General features: G+C 63.8%; 26 protein-coding genes and 1 pseudogene. 7 read left to right on the top strand and 20 right to left on the bottom strand.

The genetic code is table 11. The annotated features are described in order from the left end of the window. Positions 1 to 160: 160 nt before the first annotated feature. Positions 161 to 448 (top strand): hypothetical protein, encoded by a 288-nt coding sequence (locus OXR60_RS14115; RefSeq protein WP_267396571.1) that lies wholly within the window; start codon positions 161 to 163, stop codon positions 446 to 448. A 183-nt stretch (positions 449 to 631) separates the two neighbouring features. Here OXR60_RS14115 and OXR60_RS14120 read toward each other — a convergent pair whose 3' ends face one another. The 13 genes and pseudogenes from OXR60_RS14120 to OXR60_RS14180 all read right to left on the bottom strand — a co-directional run bounded on the left by OXR60_RS14120 (position 632) and on the right by OXR60_RS14180 (position 10757). Beyond that, entirely contained in the window at positions 632 to 1054 is a 423-nt protein-coding gene (locus OXR60_RS14120) for a hypothetical protein (RefSeq protein WP_267396572.1), read from the bottom strand. 113 nt (positions 1055 to 1167) lie between these two features. Next, positions 1168 to 1800 carry a tyrosine-type recombinase/integrase gene (locus OXR60_RS14125; RefSeq protein ID WP_267396573.1) on the bottom strand — a complete coding sequence of 211 codons (633 nt, stop codon included), beginning with the start codon at positions 1798 to 1800 and terminating at the stop codon, positions 1168 to 1170. A gap of 374 nt (positions 1801 to 2174) precedes the next feature. Next, positions 2175 to 3302, bottom strand: coding sequence for a hypothetical protein (locus OXR60_RS14130; RefSeq protein ID WP_267396575.1), 1128 nt, complete (start codon positions 3300 to 3302; stop codon positions 2175 to 2177). A 175-nt stretch (positions 3303 to 3477) separates the two neighbouring features. After that, a complete protein-coding gene (locus tag OXR60_RS14135; protein WP_267396577.1) occupies positions 3478 to 4326 on the bottom strand; it encodes a hypothetical protein in 849 nt (282 codons plus the stop codon). A gap of 2 nt (positions 4327 to 4328) precedes the next feature. Then, a complete protein-coding gene (locus OXR60_RS14140; protein ID WP_267396578.1) occupies positions 4329 to 4520 on the bottom strand; it encodes a helix-turn-helix domain-containing protein in 192 nt (63 codons plus the stop codon). 849 nt (positions 4521 to 5369) lie between these two features. Then, positions 5370 to 6110 carry a hypothetical protein gene (locus OXR60_RS14145; protein WP_267396579.1) on the bottom strand — a complete coding sequence of 247 codons (741 nt, stop codon included), beginning with the start codon at positions 6108 to 6110 and terminating at the stop codon, positions 5370 to 5372. Between the two features lie 9 nt (positions 6111 to 6119). Then, positions 6120 to 7043, bottom strand: a complete 924-nt coding sequence (locus tag OXR60_RS14150; protein WP_267396652.1) for a site-specific integrase — start codon at positions 7041 to 7043, stop codon at positions 6120 to 6122. Positions 7044 to 7094: 51 nt separating this feature from the next. Continuing rightward, a pseudogene (locus tag OXR60_RS20030) lies at positions 7095 to 7487 on the bottom strand (Arm DNA-binding domain-containing protein); the annotation flags it as partial. 325 nt (positions 7488 to 7812) lie between these two features. Continuing rightward, positions 7813 to 8715 (bottom strand): alpha/beta hydrolase, encoded by a 903-nt coding sequence (locus OXR60_RS14160; protein WP_267396580.1) that lies wholly within the window; start codon positions 8713 to 8715, stop codon positions 7813 to 7815. A gap of 1 nt (position 8716) precedes the next feature. Beyond that, on the bottom strand, positions 8717 to 8920 hold the full coding sequence (locus tag OXR60_RS14165; RefSeq protein WP_267396581.1) for a helix-turn-helix transcriptional regulator: 204 nt from the start codon (positions 8918 to 8920) through the stop codon (positions 8717 to 8719). Beyond that, complete coding sequence (locus OXR60_RS14170) at positions 8917 to 9321, bottom strand: hypothetical protein (RefSeq protein WP_267396582.1); 405 nt, start codon at positions 9319 to 9321, stop codon at positions 8917 to 8919. The genes OXR60_RS14165 and OXR60_RS14170 overlap by 4 nt, the downstream gene beginning before the upstream one ends. Before the next feature lie 171 nt (positions 9322 to 9492). Then, a complete protein-coding gene (locus OXR60_RS14175; protein ID WP_267396583.1) occupies positions 9493 to 9777 on the bottom strand; it encodes a hypothetical protein in 285 nt (94 codons plus the stop codon). A gap of 140 nt (positions 9778 to 9917) precedes the next feature. Continuing rightward, a complete protein-coding gene (locus OXR60_RS14180) occupies positions 9918 to 10757 on the bottom strand; it encodes a TIM barrel protein (RefSeq protein WP_267396584.1) in 840 nt (279 codons plus the stop codon). Between the two features lie 121 nt (positions 10758 to 10878). Between OXR60_RS14180 and OXR60_RS14185 the strand changes: the two genes are divergently transcribed. Then, entirely contained in the window at positions 10879 to 11139 is a 261-nt protein-coding gene (locus OXR60_RS14185) for a hypothetical protein (RefSeq protein WP_267396585.1), read from the top strand. Positions 11140 to 11164: 25 nt separating this feature from the next. On the opposite strand, the gene OXR60_RS14190 is transcribed toward OXR60_RS14185, so the two are convergent. The 7 genes from OXR60_RS14190 to OXR60_RS14220 form a co-directional block, all read right to left on the bottom strand. Next, positions 11165 to 12850 (bottom strand): GMC family oxidoreductase, encoded by a 1686-nt coding sequence (locus tag OXR60_RS14190; RefSeq protein ID WP_267396586.1) that lies wholly within the window; start codon positions 12848 to 12850, stop codon positions 11165 to 11167. Between the two features lie 22 nt (positions 12851 to 12872). Continuing rightward, positions 12873 to 13715 (bottom strand): sugar phosphate isomerase/epimerase, encoded by an 843-nt coding sequence (locus OXR60_RS14195; protein WP_267396587.1) that lies wholly within the window; start codon positions 13713 to 13715, stop codon positions 12873 to 12875. Continuing rightward, entirely contained in the window at positions 13712 to 14275 is a 564-nt protein-coding gene (locus OXR60_RS14200) for a gluconate 2-dehydrogenase subunit 3 family protein (protein ID WP_267396588.1), read from the bottom strand. The genes OXR60_RS14195 and OXR60_RS14200 overlap by 4 nt, the downstream gene beginning before the upstream one ends. 84 nt (positions 14276 to 14359) lie before the next feature. After that, a complete protein-coding gene (locus OXR60_RS14205) occupies positions 14360 to 14746 on the bottom strand; it encodes a cytochrome c family protein (protein WP_267396589.1) in 387 nt (128 codons plus the stop codon). After that, positions 14747 to 15904: a Gfo/Idh/MocA family oxidoreductase gene (locus tag OXR60_RS14210; protein WP_267396590.1), complete on the bottom strand. Its 1158-nt coding sequence runs from the start codon at positions 15902 to 15904 to the stop codon at positions 14747 to 14749. After that, positions 15904 to 16965, bottom strand: a complete 1062-nt coding sequence (locus tag OXR60_RS14215; protein ID WP_267396591.1) for a sugar phosphate isomerase/epimerase — start codon at positions 16963 to 16965, stop codon at positions 15904 to 15906. Before OXR60_RS14215 ends, OXR60_RS14210 begins: the two co-directional genes overlap by 1 nt. After that, a complete protein-coding gene (locus OXR60_RS14220) occupies positions 16962 to 18203 on the bottom strand; it encodes an MFS transporter (protein ID WP_267396592.1) in 1242 nt (413 codons plus the stop codon). The genes OXR60_RS14215 and OXR60_RS14220 overlap by 4 nt, the downstream gene beginning before the upstream one ends. 100 nt (positions 18204 to 18303) lie before the next feature. Between OXR60_RS14220 and OXR60_RS14225 the strand changes: the two genes are divergently transcribed. The 5 genes from OXR60_RS14225 to OXR60_RS14245 all read left to right on the top strand — a co-directional run bounded on the left by OXR60_RS14225 (position 18304) and on the right by OXR60_RS14245 (position 23943). Continuing rightward, positions 18304 to 19290 carry a LacI family DNA-binding transcriptional regulator gene (locus tag OXR60_RS14225; RefSeq protein ID WP_267396593.1) on the top strand — a complete coding sequence of 329 codons (987 nt, stop codon included), beginning with the start codon at positions 18304 to 18306 and terminating at the stop codon, positions 19288 to 19290. A gap of 55 nt (positions 19291 to 19345) precedes the next feature. Continuing rightward, the gene (locus OXR60_RS14230; protein WP_267396594.1) at positions 19346 to 20713 is read left to right on the top strand and encodes a Gfo/Idh/MocA family oxidoreductase; all 1368 of its coding nucleotides are present in this window, start codon (positions 19346 to 19348) and stop codon (positions 20711 to 20713) included. Further along, positions 20710 to 21468, top strand: a complete 759-nt coding sequence (locus tag OXR60_RS14235) for a DUF1080 domain-containing protein (protein ID WP_267396595.1) — start codon at positions 20710 to 20712, stop codon at positions 21466 to 21468. Before OXR60_RS14230 ends, OXR60_RS14235 begins: the two co-directional genes overlap by 4 nt. Positions 21469 to 21557: 89 nt before the next feature. Next, positions 21558 to 22412, top strand: a complete 855-nt coding sequence (locus OXR60_RS14240) for a serine hydrolase (protein ID WP_267396596.1) — start codon at positions 21558 to 21560, stop codon at positions 22410 to 22412. A gap of 172 nt (positions 22413 to 22584) precedes the next feature. Next, positions 22585 to 23943, top strand: coding sequence for a carboxylesterase family protein (locus OXR60_RS14245; RefSeq protein WP_267396597.1), 1359 nt, complete (start codon positions 22585 to 22587; stop codon positions 23941 to 23943). Positions 23944 to 23978 lie beyond the last annotated feature (35 nt).

Raw genomic sequence — 23978 nt, forward strand, 5'->3', positions numbered from 1 at the left:
GGCGTAAGCGCTAACGACGAGTGCCAGCACGACAGGACTGTGTCCGCTTTTAGGTGGGTCTAAAAGCTCGCTAGATGACTGAGTTTGGGCGCGAGCGGAATGGCCGGACTTGGTGGATAGCGGACGTTGCGACCCGCAGCGTCTTCTGACAGCATAGGCTATGGCGAAGAGCATCCAACTGCATCGTGGGACCGCATTCTGGGTGGTGCGCTTCTACACGCTTAACGCTGTCGCCGTCGCTGTCTGCCTCATCTGCTTCATGGTGATGTTTGGCATTTTGACAGCGTCCCTCAGGAATGGGCTGACGTTCCCATTAGCCGTATTCAGCATGGCGGCAGAAGGAAGTCTGTGGGGAGTTTGGATGCTGCCGCCTTTTTACCTCCTGCCGATCGCAATTCTGGCATGGTATCTGCGGCGGCAGGATGATGGCTCCCCTCGATCGACATAAGCTCTGCAGCGTCGGCCATTGGCCCCTTGCCGAAGTCCGCTTTCGGCGTACGCTTTCCTGATCGCGAATGCCGCGATCTGGTGGAGTGCAGACCGTCCGCTTGTGAGTCGCACAGCGTAAGTAACGCCGCAGCCTGATCCCGCGATATCATAGCTAGCGGGAGTGCTGTAGTTCTTTGGGAAGTTATCTGTCGACGAACTCGATTTCTATGGAGACTGGATATCTGCCGCCGTTAATGTTTCGATGATCCCCCATATCGCTCTCACGAAAGGTCAAGAAATCGGCAACTAGAGTTTTGCTGATTCCCATCGAGGCCAGCTGAGACTCCTGACTAGGATGCCATTCCACCGTCCAAACGACCACCCACTGCTGCGGCGCATTTTGTTCAGCCAAACCACTCGCTGGGTCCACATACTTCCATGCACAGTATATGCGTTTGATAACTTCCCTGTTAACGTTACGGAATAGCAAAGATGTCCCGTCGCGCTGAATGTCGAGTTTTAGGAACAGTCGGGGTTCATCACCTGTTGCGTAATCCCAATCGTCGGTTCTCTCAAACATGGTCGCAGGCGGGCCTTTGTTGTTGAGCAACAAGCTGCCACCCATGTCCGGTAACAAGCAAGTCTTCAACCGTCTTAAATGTCGCGTTTTGGGCGCAAGCCGACCGACGGCTTTTGCCAGTAATCCGGCTCCCCGCGAAGACAAGGAGCCGGCGATGGTTATACCTCTACGCCCTCTGCGAGCGCCAACGCATCCTCGACGTCAACGCCGAGGTAACGCACGGTATTCTCGATCTTGGCGTGACCGAGAAGGATCTGAACCGCTCGCAGGTTGCCTGATGCTTTGTAGATGATCGATGCTTTGGTCCGCCGAAGCGAATGCGTTCCGTATTCCTCGCGACGAAGGCCTACACCGGCTACCCATTCATCTACGAGCCGAGCATACTGGCGAGTGCTGAGCGGACGAGCATGATCTACGCGGCTCGGAAACACATAATCGTTTAGAGAACCGCCACGGCGCTCTAGCCAAGCGAGCAGGCTGGCCCGGGCGTCCGGCATCAATTCGAACTGGACCGGTTTGCCTGTTTTCGCCTGAACCACGATCGCTCGGCTGCGGACCTGAGCGCCTAACACAATGTCGCCGATCCTGATCTTAACGACATTGCAGCCACGCAACTTGCTGTCGATCGCTAGGTCGAACAACGCCCGGTCGCGCAAGCGGCGGTGCTGATCAAGGAAGAAGCGGATGGCCCAGACCTGCCGGGGCTTCAACGCACGCTTTGCCCCGATCTTCCTTCCCGCGTTCCAGGGGCGGCGGTCGCTCGCGGTCGGGTCGAACTCTGACATACCCATGTTCCTTCTCCTGCGGCCATCATGGCCAGAAAAGGAAACGGACCCTGGGACATCGCCGTCGTCGCGATCCTCAGCTTTTCGGTAGAGTTCGTAGGAAAGCAGCCGAGCGGCAGTCGCCCAGATTTTGCCGTTTGCTCACTACGAAGGGCGTGGAGCCGCGTATGTGGCTCGGCGTAGCCCGAGCAGAAGAGGAAGTACTGCTTCTCCTGCTGAGGCTTGAGGTCATGAGGACTGTCACGCCACGCGAGACCGGAGTCATCGAATTGCGGATCAGGATCGTTACCAAGGCCCACGAGTGATAACGGTAAGTTGCCATGGACTGTTGGGTGAAATCCATCGGCAGCACCGCTGCGCATAATAGCTACGGCAACTCGTTACATTTGGTAGGAAATGTCACGAGTTGCGCATGGTGACGTCGTGTCGCTCGGTTCTTCATGGTTGATTAGGGGACAGCGTTGCCGATTGGCACGTCGTAAATTTCCGGCGTCGGCTAGAGTATGCCGGCGTTGACGGATTGCGCTGGGATGCAACCCGAGTTCGGGATGAGCATCGAAAAGGCGGGCCCATGCTGCTTGGAGCCCTGCTTCGGTGTAGCCGTGGCCCCGGCTACCCTGGCGCATCACCCAGCGGCGTAAACGGGCGTTGTAGTTGGCTGCTACGGCGGCAGCCTCGGCACCAACCGCGAAAATCGCATCAGCGGGAGTGATCTGCGAGTAAATCTCTGCAAAGCGCAGTGCAGTTTTCAGGTTGAACGCACTATCATCGCCCCGCATGCGTGCTGTGCCGTCGCGCCCCAAAAATCGATGTTTCGCACTGCTAGTAGCTTTGAGAAGATAATAGCCGAGGTGTGCCATCGAGCTTGCGGTTTGATCCTGTCGCGGCTGTGGGCGTTCAAAACCGGGGTACTGGGCTGCAGAAGCCGATCGAGAAACGAACGAAACGCTTGGGGCACCCAGGAGGCTTGGAAATGCCTTTCCGCGTCTAAGCGCCCGTGCTGCACTGACCGGACGGAAGCTCCGATCCCGTGTCCAGCACACAGCGTGGACATGGAAGTGCAGCCGCCGCGCGTGTTCGCCTGCCAATGGATCCGCGAAGACGTCGATTTCGAATGAGCACACGGCGTTTAGCCCAAGCCGTTCCAGTTGCCGGCGTACAGTGCGCTCCATCGCCTCTAGGTTCACCTGGGGTGCATCTGCGAAGGTAAGTCCAGCGTCCCAGGTGAACGTGGCGAGATAGGTGTGGCTATCTGAAACTTTGCGGGTCGAGCCGTAATGATCAAGGAAGGAGTCGATCAGCGAAAAAGCTGCCGCCAAGCGGACCTCGGCATTGGCCAGCGGAAGAAACTCACAAGAGGACAGCGGCCGTGTGGAAAAAACGAGAAGCCGTTGGTCCTTGGTGGCGGGCGGGTAGAAACTTAATGCGCGGCTTAGTTTGGCTTGGAAACTTGCCTCCGCGCCGCGGGCGAAAGCGCGGGCAGCATTGCGAGCGAGGGGGAAATCCATGTGGTACGGGCTCCTGTGGAAAATGCCCTGCCCAACCCCGCAGGCACCAATGCCGGTGAGGAGGATAGGGCATTAGGCAGGGTAGGGTGGGGGTTACAGGCAACATGCTATGGTGAGGCTCTGCAAGGCAGCATGTCGCCGGGCTGGTGATCTGGAACAGCCCGGCAACAGTCGTTTACAGGTTGACGAATGGTGGCGCGTTGCGATTGTTAGCCAGGGCATCCCGCCAGAGGAGATCGATCAATTCCTCACGGCTGATAGAGCCCTCAACCTTTTTTGCGTTCTTCGCCCGCTGCACCGGCGCGGTCAGTGCGATCTTAAGGATCGTCTCTCCAGCACCGGCACCCAGAAATGCCTGTGGCAGTGGCAGCAGAAGATCCATCTGAAAGGTTCCAAGCCGCCGGGCCAGGCGATGCTCTTTGAATGCATGCGACTTGAGCGTCTTGGCGATTTCAGTAGATGCCGCGCGCAGGTATTCGCGCGCCTTATAGAAGCGAATGACGGTAGTGCGGATTGCATCATCATCTGGATCGTCAGTCGAGTGCATCTCGAGGGGTGGTTGATGAACCAATGATCCGATTGAAGTTCGAGGCGTCGTACGTTCGGCCGACGCAGAAGTTTGGCCTTCGCCCAAATCAAGCACCAGGGTTTCAATACGCGCGCAATAACCGAACGCCTCTCCTTCAATCGCTGAAACTCCAGCGGCCGTCACGATCTGAGAGATTGAATCGGGACTCTGTTTCCTGATGGCATTGAGCCTCTTCCGGATCTGCTTGATGTCCAGACGACTTTTCGACCCAGGGCTTTCCCAAGGAGCCTCGCTGCGAGAGACGACAGTCAGTCGACGGAGACGACCACAGGCTCGCAACGTGATTAGCCGCCGGGAAGTCTCCTCTGCCAAGTCTCTCATAGCGCTTCCATCAGCAGTGGACGCGTAATGAAGGAGCGGAAGGTCGTTTGGCAGCGCGGCGTACGCGGGCAACCCAACATCCGGGGTGACCGAAGGGTTCGGGATCGTGCTCATGATCAAGCTTCCCGCGAGGCATTTGCCTCGATCAGACGCTCAATGGACGCCATCGTGATCAGCGTTCGACGGCCGATCTTCACAACCTGCAAATCGCCTCGATGAATCATACCGTAGATGCTGGTTCGCGAGAGAGAAACGATCTCGCGGCATCGCGCGATCGATACTAGAAGGGGGTCCATGATCAGCTCCATTCACAGGTGAATTCCTGTGTACGCAGATGATCACAGCCACCGGCGTCAATGCACGGGGCGGGCACGGTGCCTCTGGAAATAACTCGGGCAAATCGTCCCGCTTTGCGCCTCGCAAGCTCATGGTATCTAATCTGGCGCGGCTGATTGGTGATTGAGGGGGCGACGCCGCGGTCAACGTGCCTGCCTGAGTTCATACTCATTCAGCGGGTTATGGCGGCGTTCCTGATCCATCGCGGCGTCGATCATGGAAGGCGCCGGCACGACACAATTCCTGCTGTCGAGCTAGGTTTGGGAAAGGCAACTGAGCCGCTCTCGCCGAGCTAGTTTGTACCCCGGCTCTTGGCAGACCCGTCGACCTCCGGCAGCCTGCATGTGCTTAAAGTCGGCTGTTACTATTGCAATTGCCAACTCGACTACGGGCCGTCCGCAACGATGTCCAGCCGGCTCACCAGTTAGTCGCACCGAGGCTTCTGGCCAAAGTCGCTCTTTGATTTGGTTGGTGCCGGCTGTAGTCAAAGAAGCGCGATCGAAGCCGCCGTAGAGAAGGACAGCGTGCCCGCTTGTTGGAAAAGCGCGCGCTAGTCACAAGCAATCGGCCGCACCTCTGGTCGCTCGAAGGTAAGGGCCGAGCGTTTACCGACGTCAGCAGCGTTCCGTATACTAATACTTGGCCAGCAAGATCAGCGAACGCAACGTAGCTCCGTAATGTTCGACAAACCGTCGGTGCACTATTCACTCGGACGGGGGCATGACGACGACTACCGCTGCCCTCGCCGCGAGCCAGATGCTGTTCCTGTTGCCTTTCGTGCCGCAACCACCAGCGTGCGGTGGCTGGTGGTGTCTTTATTCTTAAGAGCGCCTCCTCTCACGTCCGGCTTTAACCGCCTGTTGGACCAAGGATACCATGTCAAAATCGTCGTTTAACATCCGACCTACCTCCCAACTCGTCCCATCATAATATTGAACATATGCATGGAACACGGCATCGACATCGTCGCGAATAGTTCGCTCATCCAGTCCCTCTGGAAACATTGCAATTATTTTGGATCTAAGTTCTTGGGAAGTCGGAAATGCCAAGTTATTCAAAATCTTGTTGCGCTCAATCTCTAGCAAGCATAACGTGAGGGCGAGCCATTTGTCGGAAGCTCTGTTCCGTCCGTCCTGGCCGCTGATGGGCCAAAGTAGTTTTCTATTGAGATACGTATTTAGATCTCGATCCTTTAATTCTATTTCGGAAAGAACGTGCCAAAATTCGGGGTCGTTTGGAGGAGCGCACACGATAAATTCGTCGATGTCGATACCCCATGTCTCGTCATGATTTATACTGCGATTAGCGCTTGCCTGATCGCCGCGCTTGTAATCAAAACCACACTTTTCCGGCGGTGTTTTAGATGAACGAGCATCGTATAATGCGTAATCAACTTCATCACTAACAATAGGAATGCGTTCCCTCTGCCCTCGCATCGCGACCTCACCGCTCTTCAGAACAGCGATTAGCAAATCCTCTGGATCAATTCCGGTTGTTAGTCGTTCCGCAATCAATCTACGCGCGTCGGCAAGGCGGATCCAGCTTAATTTTGGCTTCGTCATTATGCACACTCACCTTGCGTCAGGAGGAAAACCTTGCTGACCAGAATGGGTATTTAGGTATTCCGCCCAAGCTTTCATGAGCTCGCGTCGGCGCTCTACTGCGGTGCCGCGTCTATACGCACGTTCTGCCTTATTCGAGATGGTGTGGGCCAGCGCCTGCTCGATGATCTCTCTCGGAAACTCCGTTTTATCGCCAGCCCAGTCACGGAAGGTGGAGCGAAAACCGTGTGTCGTTATATGTCCATAACCCATTCGCCGTAGCAGCATGCTCATGGCCATATTGGATCGTGCCGCCCCATTTACGGCGAATACAGGCGCCTCCAGCTGAATGTCATTTGGGATAACCGTCTTAAGTACGTCGATTGCGGTTGGTGAGAGCGGAACGGCGTGTTCTGCTCCAGCCTTCATGCGCGTAGCAGGTATGGTCCACGTCTCAGCGTCGGGATCCATTTCTCCCCATGTAGCCCCCAACGCTTCGCCGCTTCGGGCGGCCGTTAGAATAGTGAACTCAAGACATCGCGCTGCGGGAGCGTTTCGTGCCCGTAGCTGCGCAAAAAACTTAGGAGCGTCCGCGTAGGGAAGGGCCGCGTGGTGACCCCGTGCGAGCTTCGACTGGCTGGGTAGCAAAAGGGCCAAGTGGCCGCGCCAAGCTGCTGGATTTATGGAGTCCAGCTGACGTAACTTCTTCGCTTTGGCCGCATCGAGTATCTTCTCGATCCGGCCCCGAAGCCGTTTTGCGGTCTCAGCTTTGGCCAGCCAGATCGGGCGTAGTGCAGCGAGTACGTCGTCAGTTTCGATAGCGTCGACGGGCAACTTCGTCAGGTTCGCAGCGTGATCACGCAGGCTGCTACGCCATTGCCGACGATGGATGTCGCTCCTCCAGCCTTCCTCAACCCCTGCTATGTAGTCTTCAGCAAAATCACCGAAGGTCACGACTTTCTTGACTGGCGCAATCTCCGCCGGTGCCAGAACGCTTTTCGGATCCCCTCCGCTCGTGACAGCCTCGCGCATGCGCCCGGCGAGGAGCCGTGCAGATGCAAGCGATATAGAGGTAGCAGAACCCAGCCCAAGTTCGGTGCGCCTCCCATCACTGACATACATGAAGGCCCACGAGCGCGCTCCTGACGGCGAGATCCGTAGGTATAGCCCTCCTCCGTCTGCATGCCTTCCGGGCGCTTTTAGGGTCGCTGCCTCTCGGGCGGAGAGTCGGTTGAACGCACGTCCCAAATTAAGCTCCTCAGTGCTCTTCGTATCGCCGTTATGCCCACTTCCTTGCCCACTTTCAACTTGGTCCTCGCCGCATCTAGGCGACTGACCCCGAACGGATGGCCAACTCAGGTGGCTGCCAAGCCCAGAAAAAACAACGATTTCGGACATGAGCGTTCAGCGACGGACGTTGGAGACAAAGGGAGTTCTAAGGACTCCGTCTCCGCCAAATGCCGACATGCAGCCCTTTTGCATGAGCGCACTTCAGGCGCCAACGCAGCGCTACCTCCAGCATCACCTGCAACGGCCCCGCCCGGTGGTCGCGCCCGCCGGCGCGTTGGCAATGCTGTGCGGCAGCGTGAGTGCAGCCGTTCGGAGCGTGTGGTGAAGCGCCATCGCTCAGGCATAGACCAGCGCGGCGCCGGCGAGTGCTGCAAGATTGGCCGCATCGGGCCGGGCCGTGTCAGCCGCTACGGGCAAGCCCAGCAACTGATCGCTAATCGAGAAAGGCATCAAGCGCTTGCCGGAATAGCGCTGGTTGGTCGAGCATCACGAAATGGGCGGAATCACCGACGGCGACAAAGGTCACGTGCGGGGCGTCTGCATAGGCGGCGCGGTATAGCGCGTCGGCCTGCGACTTGGTGGGGCCGCTCGCCGACCAGGGGTAGACGAGCGTGATCGGCGCCACGATGGTCTTCATCGCCGGGCGCAAATCGGTGGTCATGTCTTCGTACATCGCCTGGCCCGACACCCGGGGGTCTGCCGCCTTGACCCAGGCCGCCACCAGCGCACGCGACTCCGGCTTGGCGGCAAGTCGATCAGCGGTCGCCTGTGCCAGCGCATCGCTGGCGGGTTGGCCATAGCTCGCCACCTGCGCGTCGCGCATTGCCCGGGCGCGCGGCTCGACCATGGCGACGGTCGCAGCCGGCGAAAACAGCGTGCCGATGAAAGGCAAGGAGTCGACGATCATCAGCCTGCCGGCATCGTCCGGATGCGCCTTGGCGAGCATCAGCGCGACCAGCCCACCCATCGAATGGCCGACCACCGCGGCCCCGGCGATCTTCTCCTTGGCGATCAGCCCGTGCAGGTCGTCGACGACGCCGTCGAGGATGCCCGGCGACAGATTGGCGCCCGCGGCGTCGCCGCCAAAGCCGTTGACCTGCACGACATAGACGCGGTGAGCCCTGGCAAGCTCGGGCACGACGCCGTCCCATACCGCGCGTGGGCTGGACAGGCCCGGGATCAGGATGATCGGCGCACCCTTGCCGATCGCGACGACCGACAGGTGCGCCATCTGCGTAGCGGGGGCACTCGCCGCAGCGTGACCGGCCGCGGGGTGGAATGACAGCCCCAGCGTCATGGCGACGGCGGCAAGGCGCAAGCCGAAATAGCGGATCATATCACTTCTCCTTGGATTGGCTGATGAACACGTCTTCGATGGCGAGGGCGAACAGTTCCGCGATCTTGAAGGCGAGCGGTAGCGAGGGGTCGTAACGGCCGGTCTCGATCGCGTTGACGCTCTGGCGGCTGACCTCGAGAAGATCGCCGAGGTGCTGCTGGCTCCAGCCCCGTTCCGCCCGCAGGGCGCGGATGTGGTTGTTCATGCCGCCCCCCGCTCGGCCATTCTGTTGATGCAGCGCCCGGCGCCAAGCCCGGCGAACCACACGCACGGCCAGGCATAGCCGGCCGCATGGGGCGCCAGATCAAACCCCTCGAGGAACCCCCATATTGTCGCGGCCGTCATCGCTATCCCGGTCGCGATGAGCGACTGGCGGGTGAACAGCATGCGCAGATATTCGTCATGCTCATCGACGAGGTACGTCCCCGCCGCGACAAAGAAGCCGACGACCGGCAGCGCCGGCAGAACGCCGAGCGCGATGGCCGTTGGTCCCGTCACCAGGTGACGAGAGAGCAGGAAGACGGTGGGGAAGAGCAAGGCGGCATAGACGACCGCCAGGATCAGGACACGGCGGTTGTAGCGTTGTTGAGCGGGTGAGAAGCGCAAGACGACCTCCTTCGATTCGGTGTGAAGGAAGCTTGTCATGGAAAGGAGGCTTTACGTCAAGTGTGCTTTACGTCTTTTCTACTGTACGGTGCCGATCTGCCTTGACAGCTTGGCCTAAACCACGCCGGGAAGTCGGGCCGTGAGGGCGACTTGCATGATCGATCCGGAGACTCAGCCTTCGTGACGATCAGGTGCGACGGCGTCGCCGCCGGGACGCTTCAGCGCCAAGGCAAGGATCAAGCCTGCGCCAATTTGCAGCAGGCCATACGCCCGGCGGCGTGCCGGATGAGCGGCGAACGGGCGCACGAGAACGTCGACGGCGTTGATGTCCGATCGCCAGAGGCCGACGTGACGCGTGGGTTGGAGCAAGCCCAGCAGTCCGTCCCCGATCATGAACACGGCGGCCATCTCTGCAGATCGTCGGATTCCAAGCTGTACGGCGGTCGGATCGTTCATCGCTGTTCTCCCGGGGCATCAACGCACGTCGCAGCGTCCTGGCCACAGGATTTTGGTCAAGCGACCTGCGTGTGCCGCGCCTGAAACTGTTCGGCTGATCTCAGTATGCAGAGATCGTGAGGCGCATGGCGGTCATCGGTCTACACGGTGCAGGTTCGTACCGCCTGTGTCAGCGCCGACAGCGGGTCGCCTTGCGGCACGAATTCATGCGCGACATAGCCTTGGAAGCCGAGATCGGCGATGCTGCGGGCGACCGCGCGCCAATTCACTTCCTGCGTATCGTCGAGGTTGTGGCGCCCCGGCACGCCGCCGGTGTGGAAATGACCGATCCACTGGATGTTCTTCCTGATCGTGTCGATCAGATCGCCTTCCATGATCTGCATGTGGTAACTATCGTACAGCAGCTTCACCCGCGGCGAGTTTACCTGCCGGGCGACGCTCGCGCCCCAGGCGGTATGGTCGGCCATGTAATCGGGGTGGTCCACCTTGCTGTTGAGCAGCTCCATGCAGATCGTCACGTCATGGTCTTCGGCGATGCGCTTGACCCGGTTCAGGCCGGCAACGGTATTGGCTATACCCTCCTCGTCGGAGAGGCCCCGCCGGTTGCCCGAAAAGGCGATCACGTTGGGCACGCCTGCCTTGGCGGCCTGCGGAATGCCAACACGCAATGCCCGCTCGATCGCTGCGTGATTCTCCCGCCGGTTGAGGCCATTGGGGATGGTCATGATATCGGCGGCATAACCCATGGTGCAGCGCAGCCCGTAGCGGCGTGGCGTGTCGTAATCGGCCGGGTTGAGCAGATCGATGCCTTGCAGCCCGATGCGCGCCGCGGCGGCGCACAGCCGATCAAGCGGGATATCGTTGTAGCACCAGCGGCTGACCGACTGCTTCAGCCGGCCGGCAGGCGCGGCAACGGCGGGAAGCGCCGCGATCGTCAAGGCGGCGGTGGACGAGCCGATAAGGGCGCGGCGTGTGATCATCGCTGTTGCTTCCTGTAAACGCCTAATGCTGTGGCGATCCGCGTGCAGATAGTGGAACCCGACGTTCCGGTTCGGCATTGATGCTCCAGGCTTATGGGATCGTGGATCCGAGGAGGCGTGGATGCTGGACCTGGTGATGACCGCCGCTGCCCTGATGGCGGCGACGCCCATGGTGGGCCAATCGGGCGCGCCCGACACATCGTCGAGACCCGCGGCTGATCGGGAGAAGACCCCGGTCGATGCCGCCGGCCATCCCAAGCCGCGACGCACGCCTGCGCCGACCAAGACACCGCCGCCGCGAGAACCGGACGGCGTGGTCCCGCCGGGCGCACCGGGCACCGGCAATCCAACCATCCCGGGCGCGGCCACGACGCCGCGCTGAGGGCGTCGCGGCAGGCACCTGGGTGCTATGCCGCCGTCGCGCGGAAGGTCTTCACGGCATGGTCGGCGGCGCGGGTCGTCAAGGCCATGAAGGTCAGCGACGGGTTGACGCACGCGGCCGAGGCCATTTGGGCGCCATCGGTGACATAGAGGTTGCTCGCCTCATGCGCCTGGTTCCAGCTGTTGAGGACGGAGGCGCGCGGATCGCGTCCCATGCGGGCGCCCCCCATCTCGTGGATCGAGTCGCCCGGCACGTGCTTTTCCTCGCTGCTGGTGACGTTGGTCAGTCCTGCCCCGCGCAACATCTTCTCGCCCTGCTCGCGCGCGTCCGCCATCATCTTCAGCTCATTGTCGCGGAAGGAGACATCGAACCGCATCAGCGGGACGCCGAAACGGTCGACCTTGCTCGGGTGCAGCGTGACCCGATTGTCCTCATAGGGCAGGCATTCACCGAACGCGCCCATGCCGAACTTCCAGCCACCGTAGCGGCGCAGGCCGTTCTTCATCGCGGCGCCGAACCCTACCGGCGCCGCCACCGGTCGATAAGCACCGCCCTGATAGCCATAGCCGCGCCTGAACCCGAGGCCATCGTCGGTGCCGGCCATGTTGCGGAACCGGGGGATATAGACCTGGCCGGGACGGCGGCCATATTCGATATACTCCTCCATGCCGGGAATATCGCCGCTGACGTTGACGCGGAAGATATGGTCCATGACGTAGCGGCCGAGCGTGCCGCTGGCATCGAAGTGGCTGCGCTCGCTGCCCGGCGCGCGCGAGTTCATCAGGATCTGCACCGATCCGATCGTCGACGCGCAGAGGAAGACGAGGTTGGCGCGGACCGTCTGCGCCTGGCCGGTGTTCGCATCGACATAACGCACGCCGGTGACGCGCTTGGCCGCGGCGTCATATTCGAGGTTCGTCACCACGGCATCGGATTGCAGCGTCAGCCGCCCGGTCGCGCGGGCCGCGGGGAGGGTGACCGCCTGCGTCGAGAAATAGGCGCCGAACGAGCAGCCGTTGCTGCATTGGTTGCGGAACTGGCACTTGGTCCGGTTCTGCTCGGGCTTGTCTTCGGTGATGTTGGACAGGCGCGCGTGGATCAGCTTGCGGCCGGGAAAGCTCGTCTCGAGGCCGCCTTTCATCCACTTCTCGGCGACGTTCATGGGCATCGGCGGCATGAATTCGCTGTCGGGCAGATACGGCAAATTCTCGCGTGATCCCGAGACGCCGATGTACTTCTCGACATAGGCATACCAGGGCTCGAGATCCCCGTAGCGGATCGGCCAGTCGCCGGCGACGCCCTCGCGCTTGTTGGCCTCGAAATCGTCGGGGCTCCAGCGGAAGCTCCACCGCCCCCAGATCAGCGACTTGCCGCCCACCGCCGCCGGCCGGATCCAGCGGAATTCCTTGCCCTCGTCGAACGCATAGGGGTTCAGCCGGTCGTCATTGTAGAATTGCAGGTTGCTGGTCGACACATAGCCGTATTTGGCGATGAAATAATCGCTAGCGACGACCTGCGGCGGGACGACGCCACGCGCGGGGAGCTCGAAGGCGGGCTTGCCGTCATAGGTATAGCCCTCCTGATGCTCGACCATGTGGCCGCGATCGAGCATCAGGACGCGCAGGCCCTTTTCGGTCAGCTCCTTGGCCGCGAACCCGCCGCTGACCCCGGAGCCGATGACAATCGCGTCGAACCGATCGGTCGATGCCATGATGGGTACCTTCCTTCCAGGATCAAAACCGCAGCGCGGCGAGGTTGCGGTAGCTGGTGGCGATGTCGGGAAAATACGGAGCCGGTGCCTCGTCGTTCTCGACAAAGAAGTGCCGCACGCCAGCCGCGCTCGGCAGGCGGAACAGCGCAGCGAAGTCGATCGTGCCGGTGCCCACCGCCGCCATCGATCGATCGGCGCGCATATCCTTGACGTGGAACGAGTAGAGCCGCCTGCCGAGCTTCTTTACCAGGCCCGGCAGATCAGCGCCGGCGTGCGCCGCCCAATAAAGATCGAGCTCGAACTTGACGAGCGTCGGATCGGTTTCCGCGATCAGCCGGTCGTACAGGCGCACACCCTTGGACCGGCCCGTGAACTCGAAATCATGGTTGTGATAGGCAAAGCCGAGCCCTGCCGCGCGTAACCGCTTGGCGAGGGGATCGAGATTGCGCAGGACCGGCTCGAAGCCTGCCTCCGTGCGCTGCTCGTCGGGCAGCCACGGCAGGATCACCGTTTCCGCTCCCAGGGTCTTGGCCATCGTCACCGCGGCGTCGAATCGGTCCGTCAGCATCGGATAGGGGATGTGCACCGACGGTGCCTTCAGCCCCAGCCGATCGAGCGTGCGGCGCAACATGGCATGATCCATGGTGTCATAGCCACCACCGCCGAACTCGACCTCGCGATAGCCGATGCGGGCGATTTTCTCCAAGGTGCCGACCGGGTCCTTCTCGAACACGTCGCGCACGGTGAAGAGTTGCAGGCCCACCGCACCGACCTGTTTGGCCGTGGCGCCTGATGACATGCCCAGCATCGCCAAGGCCGCGGTGCCGCCTAGGCCCATGAGAACATGACGCCGATCCATGATCATGCCGAATACACCTTGTTGACGTTGGAATAGAGGAAGGCGCCATTATACTCGGCTGGCACCGGCAAATATTCGCGCTCCTGCGTCATGCCGATCTCCGACGTGTAATAGCCGGTGATGACGAGCTGGCGGAACTTGTCGAAGAAGTCGGCGCCACCGGCGAAGCGATTGTCCATCGCCGCGGTCAGCAGCGCATCCTGCTGCGCCGGCGTGGCGCGGGCGGCCGACAGCGTGTAATTGGTCATGCTGCGCGCCTCGATGGCATCGAGCCCGGCGATGATCGGCAGGCGCTCTGCCGGCAGCGACCAATCGGCGAGCAGCTTGTCGATATAGTCGGGCACGCCCGCGGCGATCGCGCCTGGCGTGTCGGTGGTCGGGATGACACGGTCGCTGAGCGCGGTCATGGTGGCATGCTGGGCCGGCGTGAATACCCTCACGCTCGGGGCACCGATATCGATGACGGGCCGCGCGTCGCGCCCGGCGGCGCGCGCGATCGGCGCGAACAAGGTGCTGCCGAACATCGCGGCGACGCCGATCAACGCACTTCTGCGATCAATGATCATGCTTCTCTCTCCCGGCTTCCGTGTCTCTGCCGTCCACCGCCGCCGCCTCCGCTATGACGGTAGGCAAGGGGCGGCGGCCATTCGTTATTTTGCGGTTTCGGCCTTCAGATAGGCGATGATCGCGGCCCGCTTGGCCGGGTCGGCGACGCCGATCGGCATGCGTGTGCCCGGAACCAGTTTCTGCGGGCCCGCCAGGAAGGTCGACAGGGTCTTGTCGTCCCATTTGAGCCCCGCCTTCTTCAGCGCCGGCGAGTAAGTATAACCGGGCGCCGAGGCTGCCGGGCGGGTGAAGACGCCGTTGAGGTTCGGCCCGATGCCGTTGCGCCCGCCCTTCTCGACCGTGTGGCACGCGCGACATTGCCCGAACACCTGTGCGCTGGATGCGGGAGCCTGCGCGATGGACGGCGCGGTCACGAGGCCGAACACCCCGATCCCGATTGCCGCTCCGGTGAACGCCAACAGCAGCTTCATTCAGTCTCTCCTGTGTTCTTTATCACGATCGATCGCATGCCATTTGCTGTCCGACGCGGCGTTCGCCACGACCGCCTCGACGAAGCGCATCGTGCGCAGGCCATCGGCGATATCGGGAAAGCGCGGGTGCTTCTCGCCGCGAACCGCCGCAGCCAGGCCGCGGTAAATGTTCGCGAACGCCTCGATATAGCCCTCGGGGTGACCGGACGGCGTGCGGAACTGCGCGGCGACGCTCGGGTCCAGAGACGGTCCACCGGCGCGGACCTGCTCGGTCGGCCGGTCAAGCCAGCGCAGGGTGAGCGTGTTCGGCTCCATCTGCGACCATTCCAGCCCGCCTTGCGCGCCATGAATACGCAGCCTCAGCCCGTTTTCCTCGCCGGCCGCGACCTGCGTCACCTTGAGCACGCCGCGCGCACCACCCTCGAAGCGGAGCAGCGCGCTGACATCGTCGTCGAGCCGGCGCCCCGCGACATGGGTGGCAAGATCCGCGCACAGCGTGTCCGCCCGCAAGCCGGAGACATGCTCGGCCAGCTGAAACGCATGGGTACCGATGTCGCCGAGGCAGCCGCCGGCGCCGGCCCGTGCCGGATCGGTGCGCCATTCGGCCTGACGGTTGCCCTCGCGATCGATCGCCTGGCTCAACCAGCCCTGAAGATACTCCACCTGGACCAGGCGGATCGGGCCGAGATCGCCCCGGCTGACGCGCAGCCGCGCCTCCTCGATCAGCGGATAGGCGGCATAGGTGAAGGCCAGCGCGAACTGCCGCCCGCTGGCCGACACCGCTGCGGCAATCGCCTCCGCCTCCGCGACGGTCATCGCCATCGGCTTCTCGCACATCACGTGAAACCCGGCTTCGAGCGCGGCGATCGCCATCGGTGCATGAAGGTAATTGGGGGTGACGATCGCGATCGCATCGATGCGCTCGGCCGCCGGCAGGGCGTGCTCGCCGGCGATCATCGCGTCCAGCGTGGGGTAGACGCGTCGGGCGTCCAGCCCCAGGGCGTCGCCGGTGCGGGTGTTGCGGCCGGCATCGCTGCTGAACGAGCCGGCGGCCAGCCGCCAGTCGCCATCCAGCGCCGCGGCACGGCGATGCACGGCGCCGATGAACGCGCCTTCGCCGCCACCGACCATGCCCAGGCGAAGCGGCTGCCGCGGCATCAGCGGTCCTTTTCCAGGCCGAGAAGAGCACGGATCGCACCCGCATCCGCGCCGCTCGCGGCAAAGTCGTCAAACGCATGTTCCGTGCGCCGGATGATGTGGTCGCGGATGAACGGCGCGCCTTCGCGTGCACCGTCCTCCGGGTGCTTCAACGCGCATTCCCATTCGAGCACCGCCCAGCCGGCATAATCATATTGGGCGAGCTTGCTGAAGATCGCGCCGAAATCGACCTGACCGTCGCCGAGCGATCGGAAGCGACCGGCGCGGTCCACCCAGCTTTCATAGCCGCCATAGACGCCGGTGCGCCCATTGGGGTTGAACTCCGCATCCTTGACGTGGAAGCAGGCGATGCGGTCGTGATAGCGATCGAGAAAATCGAGATAGTCGAGCTGCTGCAGCACGAAATGCGACGGGTCGAACAGCAGCCGCGCACGCGGATGCTCGTTGACGGCGCCGAGGAACCGTTCCCAGGTCGCACCGTCGAACAGGTCCTCGCCCGGATGGATCTCGAAAGCGCAATCGACGCCGGCCTCGTCGAACGCATCGAGGATCGGCGTCCAGCGCCGCGCCAGCTCGGCGAACGCCTCCTCGACCAGGCCAGCGGGGCGCTGCGGCCAGGGATAGACATAGGGCCAGGCAAGCGCGCCCGAAAAGGTTGCATGGGCTGCCAGGCCGAGGTTGGCGCTCGCCCGCGCCGCGAGGGTGACCTGCTCCACCGCCCAGCGCTGCCGCTCGGCCGGACGGCCGCGAAGCTCGGCCGGCGCGAAGCCGTCGAACAGCGCATCATAGGCTGGATGCACGGCAACGAGCTGACCCTGGATGTGCGTCGACAGTTCGGTCGGCTCGATGCCGTGTCGCGCCAATCGCCCGCGCAGCTCGTCGCAATAGTCCTTGCTGCTGGCGGCGAGCGAGAGGTCGATGAGCCGTGGGTCGCACGGTATCTGCACCCCGACATAGCCCAGGCCCGCGGCCCATTCGGCGAGGTGGTCCAGCGTGTCGAACGGCGCCGAGTCGCCGAGGAATTGGGCGAGGAAGATGGCGGGGCCCTTCATCGCGGTCATGGCCTTGCCTCCATCCGCGACCTGTCCTTGAACGTCAGCTGGAACAGCAGCGCGATCGCGGCCGCGGCGATCGCGGGATACCACCACATGCCGTGCCAGTCGGCGATCGACGGCGCCGCTGGCAGCTGTGCGTAGAGCAGCCCGCCGATCTGCGAGCCGAGCAGCATGCCGACGCCATAGGTGAACAGCGTCAGCATACCCTGCGCCTGCGCGTTGACGCCCTTCGGCTCGGCGATAGTGCCGGTGTAGATCGCGCCGGCGACGAAGAAGAAGTCGTAACATACGCCATGCAGCGCCACCCCGAGGTAGACCGCCCAGAGCGATGATCCGCCGTCACCGATCGCGAACAGCGCATAACGGACTGCCCAGGCGATCATGCCGACGAGCAGCAGCGGCTTTACCCCGAACCGGCGGTAGAGCAGCGGCATCGAGAACATGAACAATAGCTCGGACATCTGCCCGATCGCCAGCGTGCCGCCGACATTGCTGATCCCCGCCGCCGCGACATAGGGCGAGGCATAGGCGTAATACATCGCCAGCGGGATCGAGATCAGCGTCGCGCAGGCGATGAAGACCAGAAACGAGCGCTGGCGCAACAGCGCGAACGCGTCGACGCAGAGCACCTGGCGAACCAGGCTGCCGCCGGGCGGCGCATCGGCGGCGACGTTGGGTAGGGTGAAGCTGTAGAGACCGAGCGCGACCGAGACGATCGCGGCGACGCGGAAGATCTCGGCGCTGGCGGACAGCTGCGCCCAGCCGATGAGCAGCCCCGCCGCGATCCAGCCAAGCGTGCCGAACGCGCGCACGAACGGAAAGCGGTCGACGCGCTCGCCGAAGCTCTTCAGCGCGATCGTGTTCGCGAGGCCGACCGTGGGCATGTAGAGGATCATATAGCCGAGCAGCAGCCAGACGAACTCGCCGCCATGCGCCGGCGTCACCAGCGCGGGCAGGTAAAACAGGATCGCGCCGCCGACGAGGTGCAGGATCACCATCAGCAATTTGGGGCTTAGATAGCGGGTCGCGGCCATGCCAAGCAGGAAGGATCCGGCGATCGAGGCGATCGGGCCCACCGAGAAGGCGTTGGCGATCATCGAGCCGAGCCCGGCCGTCTGCATGACGAGGCCGAGCGTCACGTTCCACGCGCCCCACACGAAGAACTGCATGAACATCAGCGCGCTCAGGCGGCCGGTCAGCCGCCGCGGCATGCCTTGGGGAACAGTCGAGCCCAGCGTGGCCATTCCTCACCTCTCCCGTGCGATTTGCTCGCCTCTGAAAGTTGACTATGGCGCGCAAACGCGGATGTAAAGGATTACATCTGGCGCCTGGGGGAGAGGGGAGATGCCGACGATCATCGATGTCGCCGCCGCCGCCGGTGTTTCCACCGCAACCGTGTCGCGCGTGCTCAGTCGCCCCGAGCGTGTCCTGCCGCACACCCGCAATCGCGTGCTGCAGACGGTGGAAGCCCTGGGCTATCGCCCGAACGTCGCCGCCCGCTCGCTGCGCACGCTGCGTGCCGCCAAGATCCTGGTCACGGTTCCCGACATCTCCAATCCGTTCTTCGCCAGCGTCATTCGTGGCGCGGAAGAGGCGGCACGCGATGCCGGCTACGGCGTGGTGCTCGGCGACACGCGGCACGATCCCGACATCGAGGATCAATATGGCGCGATGCTGCTCCGGCGCGAGGTGGATGGCCTGGTCTTCCTCGGCCATCATCTCCCGGACAATCTGGCGGCGCTCGCCGCAGGCGAGCGGGCACCGATCGTCAACGGCTGCGAATATAGCGCGGATCTCGGCGTGCCGAGCGTGCACATCGACAATGCCGCGGCGGGTGCCGATGCGATCGTGCATCTTGCCGGCCTCGGGCATCGCGCGATCGGCGTGGTCACCGGCCCCGACGTCAGTCCGCCCAGCCGCGACCGGCTCGCCGGGGCAAGCGCCGCCGCCGCGCAGCGCGGTCTCGCACTCGGCATCGCGCGCGGCGACTATTCGGCGCAATCGGGGTTCGACGGCGCGGCGCGGCTGATCGCCACCGGCGTCACCGCCATCTTCTGCTTCAGCGACGTGATGGCGCTCGGCGCGATCGGCGCGATCAGGGCCGCGGGCCTGTCCTGCCCGGATGACGTGTCGGTGGTCGGGTTCGATGACCTGCCGCTCGCCGCATTCTTCCAGCCGGCGCTGACCACCATCGCCCAGCCGACCGAAGCGATCGGCCGGCGCACGGTGGAGCTTCTGGTCGACCTGCTGCGCGGAACCGGGCAGGTTGCCGCACCAGAGCCATTGCCGCACGCACTGATCGTGCGGCGAACAACCGGAGCGGCGCGATAAGCCGTCCGATAAGGAGGAGAGCGATGTGGAGGTAACCGCCATCTCACGACGAACCATGCTGGGCGCCGCCGCCTCGCTTGCCGTGCCCGCCGCTGCCGGCGCCCGGCGCATCCGGCCGAGCGATCGCGTCAACATCGCGGTGATCGGCGGCGGCGGCATGGGCGCGAGCAACATGAGCAAGTTGACCGGGCAGAACATCGTCGCGGTCGCCGATGTCGATTTCGATCATGTCGCCAAATCGTTGGTCGACGCCAAGGGCGCGACCAGGCCCGAGATGGCACCGCTGCGCGCCGCCTATGACCGCGCCACGCGCTACGCCGACTATCGGCGCATGCTGGACAAGCAGCGCGACATCGACGCGGTGCTGATCGCCACCCCCGATCAGCACCATGCCGTCGCCGCCAAGATGGCGATGGAGCGGGGCCTGCACGTCTATGTGCAAAAGCCGCTGACCTACACGGTCCGCGAGGGCAGGGTGTTGAACGCGCTCGCGGCGGCGAGGCCCAAGCTCGTCACCCAGATGGGCAACCAGGGCCATTCGGGCGATGACGGGCGGCGGGTGGTGGAGCTGATCCGCGGCGGCGTGATCGGCCGGGTCAGCGAGGTTCATGCCTGGACCAACCGCCCGGTCTGGCCGCAGGGGATCGCCCGGCCGGCGCCGATCCCGACGCCGCCAAGCCTCGACTGGGACCTGTGGCTGGGCCCGGCGACGGTGGGCTGGGGCTACCACCCCGATTATGCCCACTTCAACTGGCGCGGCTGGGTGCCGTTCGGGGTCGGGGCGCTGGGCGACATGGGCGCACACCTGCTCGACTTTCCGCTATGGGCGCTGTCGCTCGGGCTGCCCACGGCCGTCGAGAGCCGCCACTCGATGTGGGGCGGAGATGACAATCTCTGGGACGACAAACCGCCGGCGGAGATCGGCAGCTATCCGTTGGCCGGCACTACCTTTTTCGACTTCGGCAATGCGCCCGGCGGAACGATCAGGCTCACCTGGTATGACGGCGGGCTGATGCCGCCGACCCCGGCCGGTTTGCCAGCGGGCGTGGTGATGAACCCCGGCGGCGGCGTTCTTTACGTCGGCGACAAGGGCATGCTGATGCACGAAACCTATGGCGAGAAGCCGGTGCTGATCGGCGAGGGCACGGCGGCGCGCGCGGCGGCGATCCCGCCGAGCCTGTCGCGCATTGCCGGTGGTCGCGACGGCCACGAGCTGAACTGGATCGCGGCGATCCGGGGCGAGGCCAAGGCATCGTCGCCGTTCGCCGATGCCGTGACGCTGAACGAGACCATGCTGCTCGGCATGGTCGCGATGCGCGCCGGCCAGGCGATCCGCTACGACGGCAACGCCGGGCGCATCACCAACATCGCCGACGCCAACCAATATCTCGACCGCCACTATCGTGAAGGATGGACGCTGTGAAAACGCTATTCATCATGGCGACGCTGCTCGCCGGTCAGGCAGCGCCGTCGGCCAAGCCTGAGGATACCGAAGTGTGGACGCCCGAACCGCCCGTCGTGGTGCCCGGCGCGTTCGTTGCCGCCCCGCCACCCGCCGACGCCATCCGCTTGTTCGATGGGCGGGACCTGTCGCAATGGGTCAGCACCAAGGATGGCTCCCCCGCACGCTGGGTCGTCACCGACGGCATCGTCACCGTCGCCAAGGGCACCGGCAACATCGAGACCAAACGCCGCTTCGGCAGCTATCAGCTGCACCTCGAATGGCGCGTGCCGGCGGGCATCACCGGGACGGGCCAGGCGCGCGGCAACAGCGGCCTGTTCCTCGCCTCCACCGGCAAGGGCGACGACGGCTATGAGCTGCAGATCATGGATAGCTACCGCAACAAGACCTATGTCAACGGGCAGGCGGGCAGCATCTACAAACAGCTCATCCCGCTCGCCAACCCTGCGCGCGCGCCCGGCGAATGGCAGAGCTACGACGTCGTGTGGACCGCGCCGGTCTTCGCCAGCGATGGCGGCGTCAACCGCCCGGCGAGCGTGACCGTCCTCTTCAACGGCGTGCTGGTGCAGGATCACAGCGTGCTGAAGGGCCCCACCCAATATATTGGCCAGCCAAGTTACAAGGCGCACGGCCGGGCGCCGATCAAGCTCCAGGATCACGGCGATCCCAGCGCGCCGATCAGCTTCCGGAACATCTGGATTCGCGACCTTCCCTGATGACGACGCAGCCGGGTTTGCCACACGGTGTGTTCAGGTTGTTCTGCTACCATGCGCCATTCGCTCAGGAACAATCCTCAAGGATGAAGATGCGCCTACCCCTGTATCGCCTGCTTCTGTCCGGTATCGCCGCAAGCCTGCTCATCTCGGCACCGGCGAGTGCCAGCTCACCCGAGCTGATCGGGCTTGAGCAAGCGCTGAGCACGTTGATCGCCGGACATGCCGGTGAATATGGCATTGCCGCGATCGACCTTCGCGATGGCTCGGCCGTGGCCATCAACGGCGATACGCCGTTCCCGATGGCGAGCACGGTCAAGGTCGCCATCGCCGCCGCCTATCTTACCGAGGTCGATCTGGGGCAACGCAGCCTCGGCGACACGATCGCCGGCCGTCCCGCCGCGAAGGTGATGGAGCTGATGATCGTCCACAGCGACAATCAGGCGGCCGATCAGCTGCTGGCGGCGGTCGGTGGCCCCGCCGCGGTCCAGCAGTGGCTGTGGTCGCACAAGATCACCGGCATCCGGGTGGACCGAACCATCGCTCAGCTGCTGCGAGAGCGCGGCCACCTCGCCGATAGCAAGGATGTGGCGACGCCGATCGCGATGGTCGCGCTGTTGAACAAGCTCGACACCGGCAGCGTCCTGTCCGCGCAAAGCCGGTCGATCCTGCTCGATCTGATGAGCCGATGCGCGACCGGTACGCGCCGCATCCGCGCGCTGCTGCCCGCCGGGACGCCGGTGGAGGACAAGACGGGTACGCTCGACGGCGTCACCAACGATGTCGGGTTCATCACCATGCCCGATGGCCGGCGCCTGGCCGTCGCGGTGTTCGCGCGCGGGGGACGCGATCGCCAGCCCGTCATCGCCGAGGTTTCGCGCATGATCTACGATCGCTTCGCCGACAGCGTCCGCAACGCGCTCACGCTGTTCATGCGCCTGCGGTGAACCGAGCCGACTTCCGGTGGGATGGCTAGCGGTCACTTAGCAGCCGACGGCCAGCGGCACGACCGGCAGGGCAGGGAGCCAGCCGTTTCGTCGGATGCCACGAACTGGTTGCCCAGGAGGCGGCGGACGTGTCATCGATGCTGTTAAATAAGAATGATCCGGAGAGGGGCGCATGAGGTCCAACATTCTACGCGTGGCGGCACTGGCGGGCATGATGACGGCGGGTGCGGCGGTCGCCCAGACCGCGCCGGTGGTGCGCACCACTTATGGGCCAATCCGCGGCGCGAACGAGGCGGACGTGGTCTCGTTCAAGGGCATTCCCTTCGCCGCGCCGCCGGTCGGGCCGCTGCGCTGGCGCGCGCCCCAGCCGGCGAAGCCCTGGAGCGCGGTGCGCGACGCGAGCGCCTATGCCGCCGATTGCATGCAGCTGCCGTTCCCGAGCGACGCGGCGCCGCTCGGCACTGCGCCGGCGGAAGACTGCCTCTATGCCAACGTCTGGCGGCCGGCGGGCGCGGCGAAGACGCTGCCGGTGATGGTGTGGATCTATGGCGGCGGCTTCGTCAACGGCGGCTCGTCGCCGCCGACCTACAGCGGCGCGGCGCTGGCGCGGGCGGGCATCATGGTGGTGAGCTTCAACTATCGGCTTGGCCGGTTCGGCAGCTTCGCGCACCCGCGGCTCGTGCCCGCGGATGCCGACTACGGGCTGCTCGATCAGCTCGCCGCGTTGCGCTGGGTGAAGGCCAATATCGCGCGCTTCGGCGGCGACCCGGCCAATGTCACGATCATCGGCGAGAGCGCGGGCGGCATGTCGGTCCATGCGCTGCTGACATCGCCGGCGGCGACCGGGCTGTTCCGCCGCGCCGTGGTGCAGTCCGGCGGCACCGCATCCAGCAACGGCGCGTCGCTCGCGACCGCCGAAGCTGCGGGCATCGCCTTTGCCGCGAGCAACGGCATCGCCGCCGATGATCCGCGGGCGGCCGCGAAGCTGCGCGCCTTGCCCGCCGAGCAGGTGATCGGCGGGCTCAATCTCGCCTCGATGGCCCGGGGCGGCTACAGCGGCCCCGTTCCCGATGGCCATACCTTCGTCGACAGCCTCGCCGCCTATCGGGCGGGACGGTTCGCGCACGTGCCGGTAATGATCGGCGCCACCAGCGACGACATCGGCGGCGCGACCGGGCCGATGATCGCCGGTGCCCATGACCTAGCCGGGCTGTTCGCCGGGCAGAAGGTGCCGGTCTATTATTACCGGTTCGACTATGTCGCGACGTCGGCGCAAACGCCGCAAACCAAGGGCGCGGCGCACGCCACCGATATCCCCTTCTTCTTCGACACCGCCGACATCAAATATGCCGCGGCGACCACCGCCACCGATCGCGCCGCGGCGCGCGCGATCAGCGGTTATCTGGTCAATTTCGTGAAGAACGGTGATCCCAATGGCGGCGCCGCACCGGCGTGGCGGCCCTATAGTGCCGCCGATCGTGCGATGATGACGCTGACCCGCGCCGGCACTGCCCAGGTCGCACCCGAATAGGCCGAGCGCCTGGCCCCCCACCTGCATCAACGAGG

Origin of the sequence: Sphingomonas sp. GC_Shp_5 (assembly GCF_026540855.1) — a bacterium.
Taxonomy (GTDB): Bacteria; Pseudomonadota; Alphaproteobacteria; order Sphingomonadales; family Sphingomonadaceae; genus Sphingomonas.